The sequence below is a fragment of the Acinetobacter sp. 161(2023) genome (assembly GCF_037027805.1).
Classification (GTDB): Bacteria; Pseudomonadota; Gammaproteobacteria; order Pseudomonadales; family Moraxellaceae; genus Acinetobacter.
Genome location: NZ_JAZEYD010000002.1, coordinates 124412 through 141453, shown reverse-complemented (window position 1 = coordinate 141453; position 17042 = coordinate 124412). Strand labels below are relative to the sequence as shown.

At 37.3% G+C, this 17042-nt stretch carries 14 protein-coding genes; 1 reads left to right on the top strand and 13 read right to left on the bottom strand.

The features are described 5' to 3' along the window. Positions 1-26 precede the first annotated feature (26 nt). Positions 27-3779, bottom strand: coding sequence for a trifunctional transcriptional regulator/proline dehydrogenase/L-glutamate gamma-semialdehyde dehydrogenase (gene putA, locus WA249_RS02375; RefSeq protein ID WP_336166297.1), 3753 nt, complete (start codon positions 3777-3779; stop codon positions 27-29). 124 nt (positions 3780-3903) lie between these two features. On the opposite strand from putA, the gene WA249_RS02370 reads away from it, so the two are divergent. Beyond that, positions 3904-4392 carry an Lrp/AsnC ligand binding domain-containing protein gene (locus WA249_RS02370; protein ID WP_016138334.1) on the top strand — a complete coding sequence of 163 codons (489 nt, stop codon included), beginning with the start codon at positions 3904-3906 and terminating at the stop codon, positions 4390-4392. A 33-nt stretch (positions 4393-4425) separates the two neighbouring features. Here WA249_RS02370 and putP read toward each other — a convergent pair whose 3' ends face one another. The 12 genes from putP to WA249_RS02310 form a co-directional block, all read right to left on the bottom strand. Beyond that, a complete protein-coding gene (gene putP, locus WA249_RS02365; RefSeq protein WP_336166295.1) occupies positions 4426-5916 on the bottom strand; it encodes a sodium/proline symporter PutP in 1491 nt (496 codons plus the stop codon). A 402-nt stretch (positions 5917-6318) separates the two neighbouring features. Beyond that, the gene (locus WA249_RS02360; protein ID WP_336166293.1) at positions 6319-7026 is read right to left on the bottom strand and encodes an SIR2 family NAD-dependent protein deacylase; all 708 of its coding nucleotides are present in this window, start codon (positions 7024-7026) and stop codon (positions 6319-6321) included. Between the two features lie 99 nt (positions 7027-7125). Further along, on the bottom strand, positions 7126-7500 hold the full coding sequence (gene gcvH, locus WA249_RS02355; RefSeq protein ID WP_003651425.1) for a glycine cleavage system protein GcvH: 375 nt from the start codon (positions 7498-7500) through the stop codon (positions 7126-7128). 37 nt (positions 7501-7537) lie between these two features. Further along, complete coding sequence (locus WA249_RS02350) at positions 7538-8563, bottom strand: AraC family transcriptional regulator (protein ID WP_336166292.1); 1026 nt, start codon at positions 8561-8563, stop codon at positions 7538-7540. A gap of 107 nt (positions 8564-8670) precedes the next feature. Further along, positions 8671-9111 (bottom strand): MaoC family dehydratase, encoded by a 441-nt coding sequence (locus WA249_RS02345; RefSeq protein ID WP_336166289.1) that lies wholly within the window; start codon positions 9109-9111, stop codon positions 8671-8673. Then, complete coding sequence (locus WA249_RS02340) at positions 9111-10958, bottom strand: ABC transporter ATP-binding protein (protein WP_336166288.1); 1848 nt, start codon at positions 10956-10958, stop codon at positions 9111-9113. The genes WA249_RS02345 and WA249_RS02340 overlap by 1 nt, the downstream gene beginning before the upstream one ends. Before the next feature lie 367 nt (positions 10959-11325). Further along, positions 11326-11862, bottom strand: a complete 537-nt coding sequence (locus WA249_RS02335) for a DUF2058 domain-containing protein (protein ID WP_336166287.1) — start codon at positions 11860-11862, stop codon at positions 11326-11328. Between the two features lie 3 nt (positions 11863-11865). Further along, complete coding sequence (locus tag WA249_RS02330; protein WP_016138327.1) at positions 11866-12546, bottom strand: YoaK family protein; 681 nt, start codon at positions 12544-12546, stop codon at positions 11866-11868. A 4-nt stretch (positions 12547-12550) separates the two neighbouring features. Then, complete coding sequence (sstT, locus tag WA249_RS02325; protein ID WP_336166285.1) at positions 12551-13753, bottom strand: serine/threonine transporter SstT; 1203 nt, start codon at positions 13751-13753, stop codon at positions 12551-12553. A gap of 409 nt (positions 13754-14162) precedes the next feature. Further along, on the bottom strand, positions 14163-14474 hold the full coding sequence (locus WA249_RS02320) for an ArsR/SmtB family transcription factor (RefSeq protein WP_002121379.1): 312 nt from the start codon (positions 14472-14474) through the stop codon (positions 14163-14165). Between the two features lie 466 nt (positions 14475-14940). Beyond that, entirely contained in the window at positions 14941-15504 is a 564-nt protein-coding gene (locus WA249_RS02315) for a TetR/AcrR family transcriptional regulator (RefSeq protein WP_336166284.1), read from the bottom strand. A 368-nt stretch (positions 15505-15872) separates the two neighbouring features. Next, the gene (locus tag WA249_RS02310; protein ID WP_336166283.1) at positions 15873-17036 is read right to left on the bottom strand and encodes a ribosomal protein uL16 3-hydroxylase; all 1164 of its coding nucleotides are present in this window, start codon (positions 17034-17036) and stop codon (positions 15873-15875) included. Between the last annotated feature and the right edge of the window lie 6 nt (positions 17037-17042).

The following is a 17042-nucleotide window of genomic DNA, read 5'->3' as shown; positions in this document are numbered from 1 at the left end:
TTTGGGCTTTTTTAGAAAATGATGGATTAATCAGTCATTGTCATTAAGCTTGCGTTACCACCAGCTGCAGCTGTATTCACACTAATCGCACGTTCAATCACTAAACGCTCAAGCGGAATAGTCTCATTTGGCTCAACATGGGTAATACCAACAATTGCGCCAGAACGAGTCGCAACTTCTTGCTGTAACGAGAAGATTTCTTCACGGTTACCATGGTGTAAAACTGCATCAAAATCATCAGAACTGATATTTTTAACCGTAGTAATTGCAGCAAGAACATCTTTCGGCAAGGTTTGTTTATATTTTGCCAATAATGGACTGTTATGCATTACCGCAGCTTGGCTACCAACTGCAAAAATTGCCAGCAATTGATGCAACTGATTTTGTTCTGTGTCAGCGATTGAAAGAACACGGTGACGCGGCAGAATAATATATTGGTTACTTTCGCCAGTAGGGCCTTGTAACTCATAAAACTTACCAACGCCAAATGGTTCAATTTCGCGATTTGCTTGCGGTAAATGCTGTTTCGCCCAATTTTGTAAGCTCTGATAAACCTCTCGGTTAAAGCCTTCAAAAGCAGTTTGCTCAGTCTTCATGGCAAATGGTGTTGCCAATACTTTATTTGAACAGTGCTGCATTAAGCGATACATGTAAAGTGGACCGCCAGCTTTTGGACCTGTACCAGATAAACCTTCACCACCAAATGGTTGCACACCAACAACAGCACCCACAATATTACGGTTGATATAGAGGTTACCAACTTCAGCATGTTGAATGACGGTTTGGATGGTTTCATCAATACGGGTATGTAGACCCATTGTTAAACCATAACCTTTGGCATTAATACGTGAGATGAGTTGTTCGAGTTCACCATACTTATAAGTAATGATGTGTAGAACTGGACCAAAGACTTCACGTTGTAAGTCATCAAGATTAGGGAGTTCAATTGCTGTTGGTACAACAAAAGTTCCTTTATCTAATTCATCCTGACTTGTGGCACCAAACATCAGCTGATGTACTGGATAGCCTTTAGACTTCATTCTTTGGATGTGTTGGTCAATCGTCTGTTTTGCTTCAACATCAATAACAGGACCAATATCAGTTTTTAAAATCGCAGGGTTACCTACGCTCAACTGTTGCATTGCACCTTTAAGCATTTTAATAACGGTTGCAGCACTGTCTTCTTGCACACATAAAATACGTAAAGCAGAGCAACGTTGACCCGCGCTATCAAAAGCTGAACTTACAACATCAAGTACAACTTGTTCAGTTAATGCTGATGAATCCACAATCATGGCGTTTTGACCGCCAGTCTCTGCAATGAGAGGAATAGATTGACCATTATCAGATAAACGTTTCGCAACAGTTTTCTGTAAAATTTTTGCAACTTCAGTTGAACCAGTAAACATGATGCCATCGATACGACTATCTTGGCTAAGCTGAGCCCCAACTGTTTCACCACGACCGGGAAGTAGCTGTACAGCACCATGTGGAATACCAGCTTCCCATAAAATTTGAACTGCTTGAGCTGCAATTAAAGGCGTTTGTTCAGCAGGTTTAGCAATAACACAGTTACCGCTGCCTAATGCAGCTGCAATTTGACCTGAGAAAATTGCAAGAGGAAAGTTCCATGGGCTAATACAAAGTACAGTACCTAAAGGCTGAATTGTTGTATTTGCAGGAAGGTTCTCAACTTGAGTCGCATAGTAACGTAAGAAATCTACAGCTTCGCGAACTTCTGCAATCGCATTTGCATAAGTTTTACCACTTTCACGGCTTAGAAGAACCATAAGTTCTTGCATACGACCTTCCATGAGGTCTGCTGCGCGTTTTAAGTATTGAGCACGCTGATCTTTAGGTGTATTTGACCATTCAGATTGAGTTTGCTCAGCTGCATTAAGTGCAATTTCAACATGCTTAAGATCAGCTTCTTGCACATGCCCAACAATTTCATCATTTTGTGCTGGGTTTGTAATTGCAACAGAATGACTTTGTTCTAATGAATCGTTATTTGCCAATAATGGATGGCTTTGCCAAATACGATTACTTAGCTGTTGAGCTGTATTATCTAAAGCTTCAAGTGGAGCATCGTTTGCTAAATCATATCCTTTAGAGTTTTTACGGAGTGATCCATACATGTCTAAAGGTAACGGAATTGATGGGTGTTTTAAACCAACCAAGCCTTCGAGTTTAGCTGCATTGCGAATATCGTAAATTGGAGACTGGATAAGATCTTCAACTTTAAGTGTTTTATCGGCAATACGGTTAACGAATGAAGTATTTGCGCCATTTTCAAGTAAACGACGAACTAAATAAGCCAACAAAGTTTCATGGTTACCAACGGGAGCATAAATACGGCATGGCACACCTAATTTATTTTGCTCGCGCGGACCAACAACTTGTTCATAAAGTGGTTCACCCATACCATGTAAACATTGGAACTCATATTGACCAGCATAATATTGGCTTGGATCAGCTAAATGATAGATCGTTGCCAATGTTTGAGCATTATGAGTTGCAAATTGCGGATAGATAAACTCTGGCGCAGCAAGTAATTTTTTAGCACAAGCGATATAAGATAAATCTGTATGTACTTTACGGGTAAAGACAGGGTAGTCGTCCATACCTTCGATTTGAGCTTTCTTAATTTCGCTATCCCAATACGCACCTTTCACAAGGCGGATCATGAGGCGTTTCTGACTACGTTTCGCAAGATCAATAATATAATCAACCACGAAGAAACAGCGTTTTTGGTACGCCTGAATAACGAAGCCAATACCTTTCCAATCCGCAAGTTCTGGTTCGAAGCAAAGACGCTCAAGTAACTCAAGGGAAATTTCTAAACGCTCTGACTCTTCAGCATCGATATTTAAACCAATGTTGTAGTGTTTAGCTAAACGAGCGAGTTCAAATACTTTGCCGTAGAGTTCTTGATGAACACGTTCAATTTGCGCACGTTGATAGCGAGGGTGTAAAGCAGAAAGCTTGATTGAAATACCCGGACCATCATAAACACCTTTACCGTTAGACGCTTTGCCAATTGCATGAATGGCTTGGTTATAATCGTTAAAGTAACGTTCAGCATCATGCTCGGTTAAAGCTGCTTCACCCAACATGTCGTAAGAATAGCGAAAACCTTTGTCTTCCAGCACTTTCGCATGGTCTACAGCTTCTTCAATGGTTTCACCAGTAACAAACTGTTCGCCCATCATACGCATTGCAACGTCAACTGCTTTACGAATAATGCCACGACCACTACGTGCCAACAAACCAGTAAGTACGCTTGAAAGACTAGTTTGCTTTGGGGTTTCCATCAGCTTACCAGTCAGCATAAGGCCCCATGCCGCAGCATTTACAAACATTAAGCTGCTGTGACCAACGTGTTCTTTCCAGTTACCTTGATTAATTTTGTCTCGAATTAACAAGTCACGTGTTGCTGTGTCAGGAATACGAAGCAAAGCTTCAGCAAGACACATGAGCGCCACGCCTTCTTGTGAAGACAGAGAGAATTCTTGTAATAAGCCTTGAACAATACCTGCTTTACCCGAAGAGGTTTTACGTTCACGTAAATTATGGGCAAGATTAAAAGCAAGGTCGTAAATTTTATGATCTAAATCATCAGATACCGCGGCAGCTTGTAATAGCTCTTCTACAGCTTCTGGCTCTGCACGTCGCCAAGCTGTGTTAATGCGTTGTTCAAACTCACTTTTATCGTTGAATTCGGTGATATAGCCTTGGTGAGATTTATCCATTTGATGAAAAGTATCCATTGTATTCATATCTGTTTCCGACAACCGACTCTCGTACAAAGATCTTGAGTAGAGAGGTTTAGATAATTTATCATTACAGAAGAAACACCGAATAACTCACTATATTTATCCCATTTTTTAGAGGAAAATTCAGATGAATGGCCCATTATTAAGCCTTGATCGTACTGATTTAAAAATTTTGGATATTCTTCAAACAGATGGGCGTATTTCGAACAGTAAATTAGCCGAACTCGTGAATTTATCTCCAACTGCTGTGATGGCTCGAGTTCAAAAGCTGACAAAAGATGAATTCATCTTGGGATACGAGGCTAAGCTAAACCCTGTTAATTTAAATGCCAATTTTCTGGTGTTTGTTGAGGTGTTACTGGATAAAACCACACCTAATGTTTTAGATGAGTTTATTGATGCTGTAGTGCACTATCCAGAGATTGTGGAATGCCACATGGTAAGTGGAGGCTTCGACTTTTTAATTAAATTACGAAGTGGCAGTATGGAAGAATTCAGACGAATTGCGGGGCAGGTGTTGTGGCAGTTACCTGGGGTAAAAGAAACTCGGAGTTATCCAGTGATGCAAGTAGTGAAAGATACTTCAAAAATTAAAATCAAAACCAAAAATAAATAAAGGGGCCGAAGCCCCTTTATTTATTTCAATGATTTATACGCTTTCTTTGTAGAGTTTATCTGCTTGTTCAAAGCGTCCAGTTACTGTCGTATTTGGCGCTTTAGTTAAAAGACTCACTACAATGATGCTGATAAATGCAAGGATAAAGCCCGGAATGATTTCGTAAACACCTGTGCTTGCGAAAAGATTTTTCCAGCCAATAACCACAACCGCCCCAACGATCATACCTGCTAAGGCACCTTGTAAATTCATACGTTTCCAGAACAATGACAAGATGATAAGCGGACCAAACGCTGCACCGAAGCCAGCCCATGCATAAGCAACAAGGCCAAGAACCTTACTATTTGGGTTCCCTGCAAGAGCAATAGCAAGAACAGCAATGACAAGAACCATTACACGGCCAACCCATACAAGTTCTTTTTGAGATGCATTTTTGCGAAGGAAACCTTTGTATAAATCTTCAGTTAAAGCACTTGAACATACCAAAAGTTGACAGCTTAACGTGCTCATCACAGCAGCTAAAATTGCCGCCAAAATGATGCCCACAATCCATGGGTTGAATAAAATTTTAGTCAATTCCATAAATACAGTTTCAGGGTTTTTGCTTACAACTGCTGCTAATTCAGGGTGTTGTTCAAAATAAGCAATACCGAAGAAACCAGCACCTACAGCACCTGCTAAACACAAGATCATCCAAGTCATACCAATACGACGAGCAGCAGGAATAGATTTTACTGAGTCGGCTGCCATGAAACGTACAAGGATGTGGGGTTGACCAAAGTAACCAAGACCCCATGCCATGGAGGATAGAACTGCTACCACACCAAAATCTGAGATGAGATTAAATGCGTGCGGGCGAGCAGTTTCAACAAGGGCAACAAAATGAGTTGTGTCCCCGATCGCAAGGTAAGTCACGATTGGTGTCAAAATCAGGGCAAAAATCATCAATCCAGCTTGGAATGTATCAGTCCAGCTAATTGCTAAGAATCCACCGATACAAACATAACTGATGGTTGCAATAGCACTGAGCCAAATTGCTGTGTTGTAAGACATGCCGAATAGATTTTCAAATAGACGGGCACCCGCTACCATGCCTGAAGCACAGTAAATAGCGAAGAAAACCAAGATGATAACAGCCGAGAAAATACGAAGTACTTTTTTCTGGTCATCAAAACGGCTTGTAAAATAATCTGGCAAAGTTAATGCATTGTTTTGAATTTCAGTATGAACGCGTAATCGACCAGCAACCAGTAGCCAGTTAAGCCAAGCACCGATTATAAGACCAACTGCAATCCACGCTTCAGATAGACCAGAAAGATAGATAGCTCCTGGTAAACCCATGAGTAGCCAACCACTCATGTCTGATGCGCCTGCGGATAACGCAGTAACGAAACTGCCTAAACTACGACCACCGAGAATATAATCTGAGAAGTCGCTTGTAGCACGGTAGGCAAATAAGCCAATAAGTACCATTGCTACGATGTACACCATAAACATGATGAGGGTGGGATCAAAATAACTCATGATGGATGTGTGTCCTTATATCCATAATCCGTGATTGTAACCTAATCCAGGTCGCTGTTTTCTTGTACGGCATTCAAGAGGTTGAGATTCAACCACAAAAGAATTTTTTTGCTCTGTTATTTTTGTATTGTAGTTTTTATAACTTTATGTAACTAAAGATAATTGAGATTACAAATTATAAAAATATATTAATAATCATAATCTTAGAATATTTTTAATATTTCTTTTTTTAAAATTATATGAAGAAAAATAAGTTTTTCAAAAAAATAACCCTATTTTTAGTTACAAAGCGGTTAGAGGGTAAAGTTTTATTGAGCGAAATTAGAACAATGTTAGAAAATTTTATCTAAAAAAAAGTAATTTTTATTCAAATTAAATTTATTTGGTCCTTAAAAATAGCACTTAAAGAGTTAAATTTTCAAAAAGTTCATGCATTCCTTGAGTCGCTGACATCTTTAACAATTCGTATTGTTGAGGAAGACGCACATGATCTGCTTTGGGGTCTATATAGTAAGCTTTACATTGAGCTGTAATCTCATGCACTAAACCTGCAACAGGATATACGCTTAATGTCGACCCGATTACAATAAAAATATCTGCACTTTGCACTAATCTAATTGCTTCTTCATAAGCTGGTACAGCTTCACCAAACCAAACAACATGTGGTCGAAGGGGATAACCATCTGGGCACAGGTCATGTTCTAAGTCTAATTTCCAACCGTTAATGTCATAAAACTGAGTTGTAAATTGTGCATTTGGGCCAGAACTTTTTGCTAAACGAATATTTCCATGCAAGTGTAAAACTTTGGAACTTCCTGCACGCTCATGTAAATCATCAATGTTTTGAGTAATAACCTGAACGTCAAAATAATCTTGTAACTTAGCAATATATTGATGAGCTTCGTTTGGTTTGGCTTCTAAAATATTTTTACGTCGTTCATTATAAAAGCGTTGAACTAAAGCAGGATTCTTTTGCCATGCTTCAGGTGTGGCAACTTGTTGGATATCGTAATTTTCCCATAGACCATTACTGTCACGAAAAGTGCTAATTCCACTTTCGGCACTCATACCCGCGCCAGAGAATACAACAAGTTTTGTCATATAGGTCACCGAATCAGATAACTGATTTTAAATTAACTGCATAAACAAAGAAAAAAACCAGTCTAAATCTAAACTGGTTTTTATTAAATCTTGAAAACTATACCTATCTTATAGGCCAGCTTCATATTCTGCATTTGTTAAAAGTTTTTCAACATCTGCAATATTGTCTGGTTTGATTTTATAAATCCAGCCTTTGCCGTATGGATCATCATTTACAAAATCAGGATCATCTTCAAGGTCAGTATTTACTTCTACTACAGTGCCTGAAACAGGAGCATGGATGTCTGAAGCAGTTTTCACTGATTCAACAACTCCAGCTTGTTCGCCAGCTGTAACTTGACTACCAACTTCAGGAGTTTCGACGTACACCAAATCGCCAAGTTCATCTTGTGCGTGGTCAGTAATCCCTGTAATAACAAGATCACCTTCAATTTTTACCCACTCATGTGTACGTGCATACTTCAGTTCCGAAGGATGATTCATGGTAACTCCTTAAGCTTGTGTCCAATAGTTTTAAACATTATAAGTATGGGTCTTTACGCCAGTTGCTTGGGCTACGGCCGCTCCAGCGTTTAAAAGCTCGGCTAAAATTTGCAACGTCCGAATAGCCAAGTTCATCTGCAATTTGTTCAAGACTATAATCTGTACGGGAAAGCAGAGATGTCGCATGTCGATAACGCACTTCATCAACCAAAGTTGAAAAGGAAGTTCCTTCTGCTGCTAATTGACGCTTGAGTGTGCGATCTGACATATGTAGATATTCTGCTACATTTTCTATGCTTAAGTAATGTTGTTCAGAATTACTTAAAATGTCACGAACTCGCATTGCTAAACGGCGGCGCTCACCTAAAGCAGAAAGTTCAGCTTCACATTGGTTAATGGCAACTTGACTTGCGATAGGGTCAGCATTAACCAATTTAAGCCCTAAATACTTTTTATCAAAACTGGAAATCAAATGTGGTTGGTTAAAGCGAATTGTACTGCTCAGTTTATTTCTATATTTTTCAAAACCTTCGGGCTCTGGAAAATCTAAATCTACATCACCAGCTAAATCTTCAATACCAGTCATCGCTTTCGCCATGCTCATGATACCAATGGTTAAACCTAAAACGATTTCTGTACGCAACGGTTCAAGTTCGATATCACACTGTAATTGTAAAGTCGCTTTGGGCCCAAAAGTTGAGAAATATAATTGTAAAAAAGGTAAGCGTAGCTGAATAAAGCGAGCTGCGAGAGCAATTGCTTCAGTAATGTCCTTGGCTGTCATAATTGCATAGCCAATGAAACCATGAATTGAAATACGCATTTGAGTACCAAGATGGTAACCCAAAGTAGTTTCACCAGTTAAATTAAGAGCGTGTTTCACCAGTTCATTTGCTACTGGTGTAGAAATACGATAGTCAGGATCAGCCAGTTGCTCGCTGGTAAGATGAAATGGAGCAAATAATGTTTCGTCGTTGTATCCCCAACGTGAAACGACATCTAATAGCAATAAGCCATAGACACCCGGAATACCTTGATCTTGACGAGCTGAGGTAATTTTCATATGCGTTCCATTGCTCTCATCAATTTTTCACATGCATTTCTTACACATCTTGTCATGAAATATAATCTGAGTTTATAAAAACTGTTAGACAATCATATCAACCATTTTTAAACATTTTTTTTAAAGACAACAATTTTTGTTGTTGAAATAAGTAAAACATCCCCATGTTGATTTAAGGCTTGCGTAACGTAACTTACCATACCACGATCTAATTTTGTTTTGGATGGGGTTATAGCTGAAATTTCAGCTTCAACATGAATTCTGTCACCTGGTCGGGTGGGGCGTGGCCACCGCAGGCTAGATTCTGAACCTATCAAACCACCATGAATAGGCATGCATTCTGTCCATAAACGCATAGTGATGGCAGAGGTGTGCCAACCACTGGCAGCAATCCCCTGAAAAATAGGATCATGCTTAGCTTGTTCTTCATCTGTATGAAACGGTTGAGGGTCATAGGAATTTGCAAATTTTTTGATTTCATCTAAGGTGATTTCATATTCACGACTAATGAAGCGATCACCAATTTTCAAATCTTCTAAATAAAGCATTAATCTTGACCCTGTAAAACTTTTTGTTCAAACAGGAAGCCGCCTGTTTGGCGTTTCCATAATTGTGCATATATTCCATTTTGAGCAATTAACTCTTCATGCGTTCCTTGTTCAGCAATTCGACCTTCATCAAGAACAATTAAACGGTCCATTTGTGCAATAGTAGATAATCGGTGTGCAATTGCAATAACCGTTTTATCAACCATAAGGTCATTTAAACTGGATTGAATCGCTGCTTCAACTTCTGAATCTAATGCACTTGTCGCTTCATCTAAAATGAGAATAGGGGCATCTTTTAAGAATACACGTGCGATAGCAATACGTTGTCTTTGACCGCCAGACAGTTTTACACCACGTTCACCGACTTGGGCGTGATATCCATTACGACCTTTTAAATCAACCAATTGAGGTATAAATTCGGCTGCTTTTGCTTTATTTACAGCATTTTCCATGTCTGCATCAGATGCATTTGGACGGCCATATTTAATATTTTCGGCAACTGAACGATGTAATAAAGACGTATCTTGAGTAACTAAAGCAATATTTGCTCTCAAACTATCTTGAGTTACATCTTCAATATTTTGCCCATCAATTAAAATTGCACCGTCTTTGAGATGATAAAAATGTAAAAGCAGTTGAATAAGCGTTGATTTACCTGCTCCAGAGCGCCCAACAATACCGATCTTTTCACCTGCTTTAATATGCAAGTTGAAGTGATCAATGACATTTTTATTGTTATAAGCAAAGCTTACATCTTTAAATACAATCTCGCCTTGAGGAACTTTAAGTGTTTTTGCCTCTGCCTTGTCTTGAATATTGATTTTTTTACCTAATGTTTGCATACCATCTTGAATGGTTCCAACATTTTCAAATAATGCAGACATATGCCACATCATAAATTCAGCCATACTATTAAGTTTTAAAATCATCGCAGTCGTCGCTGCAATTACACCTAATGCTGCTAAACCTTGAGTCCATAGCCAAACTGAAGTACCAATAACGCCAATAAACAAAACGGCTGATAACATGTTGATACTTATTTCAAAAAGAGTGCCTAAGCGCATCTGAGCATAGACTGTTGTCATAAACTCTTTCATTGATGCTTTTGCATATTGGCTTTCACGTCCCGCATGAGCAAACAATTTAACAGTTTGAATATTGGTATAAGCATCGGTAATGCGACCAGTCATAACTGCTCTGGCGTCGGCTTGTTGCTGTGAAACTTTACTTAAACGGGGAATAAAGAACCATGCACTTATTAGAAATAAAGTTAACCAAACTAAAAGTGGTATTAACAAAATAGGGGAAATAGCCCCAAGAACAATGCTAACGGTAATAAAGTAAATAGCAACATAAGCCAACATGTCGCCTAAAATAATCCAGAATTCACGGATAGCCAGGGCAGTTTGCATCACTTTTGCAGAAAGTCTTCCAGCAAAGTCATTATGGAAAAAATCTAAGCTTTGTTTTAATAAAAGATTATGAAAACGCCAACGCAAACGCATTGGAAAAGTACTATATAAAATCTGGTGTTTAACAATAGATTGAATATTTACGAAAAAGATATTAGCAAATAAAACACCAATTAAAAGCAGTAGATCAGTTGCATGTTGACTGAAAAAACTTTCAGGATGACTTTTACTTAACCAATCTACGAGTTGTCCAATCTTTGAAAAAAGTAAAGCTTCAAAGCTCGCAGCACCTGCTGTAAAAAGAATAAGTAAGAATAAGTAAGGGCGTAAGCCTTCCGTCGCTTGCCAGACAAATGGAAAAAAACGAGTTGGTAAAGGTTCATCCAGACCTTTTGTTGGGTAGGGGTCTACAAGTTTTTCAAACCACTTCAGCATGAATTACTACCTTTAAGACAAAAGCCACTTAATTAAGTCTTTGCAATTAAATTTACAAAAAAGTCAGTTAGATCAATATCACTTAGGTTTTCGATCTTTGGAGTATGTGCAAATACACATGAACTGATTACGTTGTACGTCATTTGTTAGTACATGACGTAAAATTTGGATACCTGAAGAAATCTTCAAGAATGTCGCGAGGACTTAAAAAATTATGATTTATTATATCGGGATTAATAGATAAAGTGGTGAAGGAATTTATTCTTTAAGTATTTTTTCTGAGTATTTTGAACATTTGTTAAATTAATACTTTTAAAGCAATTCGAAAAAGGCCTTTAGATTTACATCATAAAGGCCCTTGTGTGTATTACCACATTAAATCATCAGGAATAACATACGCTGCATAAGGATCTTCTTCATTTGTGGTCTGTTCATTGGACTCAGCATTACTCAATAGAATAAAACCTTTCATTTTTTGATCAATTTTTTCAGCTAATGGTTTAGGTAAGTATGCATATTGATTTTGATCTTTAGCAATGAGCAAACTGCCTGAAACAAGTGCATTATATATTTGCTGAGAAATATATACCTTCTTGATCTTACCCTCATCAATAAATTGATAAACACTATCACCATCAGTATTTGAAATTTTATGATGTTTAATCATTTGAATGATAGATGCTTTGAGGGCTTTCTCCTCAAGTTGTTGCTGTTTTTCTAAGTTTAAAGCCTGATCTTTAGCTAACTTTTCTTGTTGAGCTTTTTCAATATTCGCTTTAATTTCAGGCTCATCGCTTTGCCCAATACGTTGTTCGTGATGAGCTTGTTTTGTTAGTTTTTTTGCTTTTTTATTATCCACTAACCCAGCTTTTAGTAGCTGTGCTTGTAAGGCATTTTTAACCATGACTTAATCCTTATGTGAAGTTGAAGGGCTGTAGAAGTAAACTACCCAGTAAGAAATACTTAAGACTAAGCTTAAAGTTGCTGGCAATAAAAATGCTTGTAACTTTAGATACGGATGTACCAACGCTGCGAGAATTCCCCCAAGCAGAAAACCCGTAAAAATAAGTAAGTGTAAAACAATACGTCGGTTTTCTACTGGTAAGCCTCTGGCTTTATATCCAAGGGCTAAACCAATATCTGTTAAAACACCAGATAGATGGGTAGTTCGAATAATTGTGCCTTTATAATGGCTCACCATTGCATTTTGTAGGCCCATCGCTGTACAAGCCCATAATAATCCATAGCGTGGAAAATAAGGAAGTAATAGCCAACAAAGAAAAATGAATAAGGCAACAAGACTCAAAGGTAGGCCATAGCGACGACCTAATCGAAAGTGGCTGCTGCCTAAAATAAAACCACTATAAAATGAACCGCAAACATAACAGATAATTACCAGAAGCAAGAAGATAATATGTTCTGGTTGCCACTCTACCAAACTCATAGCTAGCATACTAACGTTGCCAGTCATATGTGAAATAGATTGATGTAAAAGAGTAATTAACCCTAATACATTAATCATTCCGGCATTGAATGCCAGTAAAAAGGCTCCGAGTTGGAACCAGTTTGGTAGACGTTGAAATGGCATTTTTTTAAGAAGCTTGTTTAGAGCGAATATCTACAGCTGCGGTAAATAAAACATCCGTAGAAGAGTTAAGCGCTGTTTCTGTAGAGTCTTGCAATACACTAATGATCATACCAATAGCTACCACTTGCATAGCAATTTCAGTTGAAATACCAAATAAACTACATGCTACTGGAATCAAAAGTAAAGAACCACCAGCTACACCAGAAGCACCACATGCTGAAACTGTAGCAACAACTGATAAAATAAGCATTGTTGCAAAATCAACATGAATTCCAAGCGTATGTACAGTTGCTAATGTGAGTACAGTAATTGTTACTGCTGCACCAGCCATATTGATGGTCGCTCCTAATGGGATAGACACACTTGCTGTAGATGGATTAACACCTAAGCGTTCTGCCAAATCTAGGTTAACTGGAATGTTGGCTGCTGAACTTCGCGTGAAGAAAGCCGTAATCCCACTTTCTTTAAGACATTTAAACACGAGAGGATATGGATTCCCACGTATAGTAAGTGCAACAAGGATTGGATTAATAACTAAAGCAACAAAGAACATCGTACCTAACAGTACTATTAATAATTGCGCATAACTTTCAAGGGTTGCGAGGCCAGCGTCAGCAAAAGTTACTGCAACCAAACCGAAAATACCGACAGGTGCAAAAGCAATTACTTTATGAATAATAGCGCTGACAGCATGTGCAACATCTTGCATTACTTCTTTTGTGGTGTCAGAGCTATGGCGCATCGCTAAACCTAAGCCAATTGCCCAAGCTAAAATACCGATAAAGTTTGCTTCACTAATTGCTTGAACAGGGTTAGCAATAAAGCTTAAAAGCAGATTTTTTAAAATATCCGCTAAACTTCCTGGTGCTTGCAAATCATTGTGCGAAACAGTGTTAAGGAACAATGTACTAGGAAAAGAAAGACTAACAATCACAGCTGTGAAAGCAGCAAGCAACATACCAATTACGTATAAAATTATGATTGGACGTAAATTTGCACTATGGCCTACTTGAAAGTTGGCGATAGAAGAAAGTACCAATACAAAAACTAAAATAGGCGCAACAGATTTTAATGCTTTAATAAAAAGCTCACCAAACAAACTTAAATATGGCGTAACGTCTGGAAATAATAATGCAACGCCAATACCTAAAATAATGGCGAAAATAATCTTGGCTACCAAGCTTAATCGAGAAAGGAATTCAAGCATATAAAGACCTTATTAACCTATTCATGGCTAAAGGTTGAACAAGCGGGGTATTTTATACTTAAGTGATGTGAATCTTAAGCTTTATTATGCTAATTAGAGTTTTTTATAATAGTTGGTAATATTAAGTTATTGTTTTAATTTTGTTTATTATTTAAGTTTGAGTTTTTTTATTAGTGGTTTTGCTTGTTAATTGTTCGTTAAGAAGATGAGTTATATCAAAAAGCTGTGAAGTACTGCATGAACTACAGAGAAATGAATTGATCACAGATGAAATGGTGTCGGTGTCACTTTGGAAAAGCTACGCGAATTTTCAAAACTTTGTGCTTGGACTAGACGCTAAGCTTTCAAGCTGAAAAATCGCATATTTCAGGAAGTTACTAATATTATTATAAATTATAATTTAAAGATATTATTTACTTGCACAGTACAGTTGATGAAGCGTATTTAAAATTGAATGCATATTATCGTCCTTAATAGAATAAAAAATTTGCTTACCATCACGACGAGTTGATACAACATCACTTTTACGTAACATCATAAGCTGTTGTGAAAGAGTGGGCTGTGTAATTTGGGTCTTCTCTTCAATTTGTGAGACATTTAGCTCCTCGTAAGCTAAGTGACATAAAATTAATAAACGATCTGTATTAGCCAAAGATTTTAGAATTCCAACGACTGAATCAGCCGCATTTTTCATTTCTTCAATTTGGAGTCCATCTTTCATACTTTATACCTATATCAATATAGCGGGCATAGTATAGATTGATCTTGAGGAAATGAATGTAGCAAAACTAATCAATCCAATTGTTTTTGTTGAAAAGCAATATAAGGGGAACTGATAAATAAGTAGTATTTTTAATTAAAAACAGTTGTTTGTATTTCTTTTGTGTCTAAAGTGTTGCATTGTGTTATAAGTGTAATTGTTAAGTATAAGTGAATTGAAGTTAATAGGAAATCAGCGTTATTTCACTTCGATAAATAGTTAAATCTAATTTATCTTTGAAAGAAGTATAAAAAAAGATTGAGTTTTTATTTTTTAAATATATAATCTGTTTTGTACAGACAGGTCTGTATATTTTGGTTTAGTAGGGTCGAAAAAAACGTCTAATTATGAACCAAAATGACTTTCAGACGCAGCGTGATAGAGAAGAAGAATATTAATATAAGAAGAAGAATCTCACGCTTTATTTTTAAGCAGCTCTTTCAAAATCGATTAATTTTTCAACTCGATTCCAATAATCATAAATTTTTATTGAACCATGTTCGACCTGAGCTTGAATTGTCATACCTTCCAATATATTAACGAGTAATAAAGATAAGGGGCGTGGTTCTTTTACATCATATTGGTTAAGAAGATTTTGCATGAGCTGAGTCAACCAAGCTTTATACAAAGTGGCAGGTTGATGTGTTGAAGGATACTGTTTTAAAACCTCTTCCAAAGCTTTTTGAAACATACAACCATTAAAATCTTCACTATTAAACCAGTCGGAATACCATAAAAATACTGCTTTAATTCTCGCAAGAGGGTCTAACTCATCATGTTTTGATAAGGCCGAGGTAAGAGAGTTCTGTAAAAGCGTATTTCGTAGAAGTAGGCATTCTTCAATTAATTTTTCTTTTGATGGAAAATGCTTGTAAAAAGTCATTTTTGCAACGCCAGATTCATTAATGATGCGATCCACACCTATAGAATTATAGCTATACGAGTTAAAAAGTCTTAATGCGGTGTTAATAATGTCATCTTTCTTCGACATATTTTTTTAGCCTCTCACAAATGAATTGCTATTCGCTTGAACTGTGATCTGTATTAATGAGAATCTGGATTTTTAATTTTACAAGGTATTGTTTGTTATTGATAGAAAAAAGATATTATTTTTTAAACTTTATCGTTTAAATTTTAAGGAAAAAGTAAGTAAGAGATATGTCATTTCTTAATAATTAGGCTTTTCTGTTTTTTAGTCTCATTTCAAGTTTGCTTTAGGTTTAAAACATTAGCCACACACTATTTGATAGTTTGTAGGCGAATTTAACGAATAATGATTCAGTGTATTTTGAGTTCGGTTGCTAATTTGAAAAGTAGACTTTTTCACTTTCATGAAAAAATCTACTTTTATTAATGCATTTACTCTGCAGGAGGCAAAAGCATAAGAATAGATTCATTTAATAAGTGAGCAACATTCTCTAGTATTTCATCATCATTAAATTGGCTATCGAATGGCAGGCTCTCTCCATTGGCAATCGATTTTAATTTTTGCCCAAAAGACTCAGCTATAAATAGGGCTTCGCCATTTCCCCAAAAGTTTAGGGTACCGTTTTGTTCTGTATAAAGTAGTCGAGAGGCTGGCTCTAAAAGAATTTCGTATCCTTCGGGTAAAATTTCTTTTAAGTCATCGGCTTCGATTTCATCAGCTTCTGGAATATTATCCGGATATTTAGGTTCACTCATATAAGACATGATAGCGGCATCAAGTGCTGCTGAATCTTGTAATTGAGCCAATACTAAGTCTTTTAGGTGACCCAGTTCAGTTGAGTTGATTTCACCAATTTGACTCATCTGTTTACGTGCGATGTCTACAACAGGATTTTGCAATAAAGTATTAGCTGAAAATTGATCACTAATACGTTCCATCATCCCTGCAACGTTTGGCATGCGAAAGCCAAATGAGAACGTTAAGCAATCATCTTCCGCAACGCCATAATGAGCCATTCCTGGTGGAACATAGAGTAAATCGCCAGGCGCTAAAACCTCATCAAATTGCACGTCTATTTCTGGTAAAAGCTTTAATGGTTGATTTAGTACAAATGCAGTATTTGCGTCGCACATTTGTCCTAACTGCCAGCGACGATGTCCATGCCCTTGAACTAAAAACACATCATAAAAATCAAAATGTTTTCCTACGGAACCGCCTTTAGGCGCGTAGGACACCATAATATCGTCGCGGCGCCATTGAGGAATAAAGGGAAATTTTTTCCAAAGTTCAGAAAGATCAAAAGAGTAGTGATCTACCGCTTGTACTAGAAGCGTCCATAATTTTGGTAGCTTTTGAAAATCACCCTTGGTTAAAGGGGAAGACTTGACATGCCATTCGTTTGGATTTTTATCTTTTTGACGAATGAGTCGGGCACTTGCATGTTCCTCTAAGGCAAGTTGTTGAACATCATTTGGCTCTAAAAGACCTACAATTTCGGGAAGTCCATTACGTACAAGTAAAGGTTTTTTCTGCCAATACTCTGCTAAAAATTGTTCGGCAGTAATACCGCCTAAAACTGTTAAAGGTTGTGTCATGAAAAT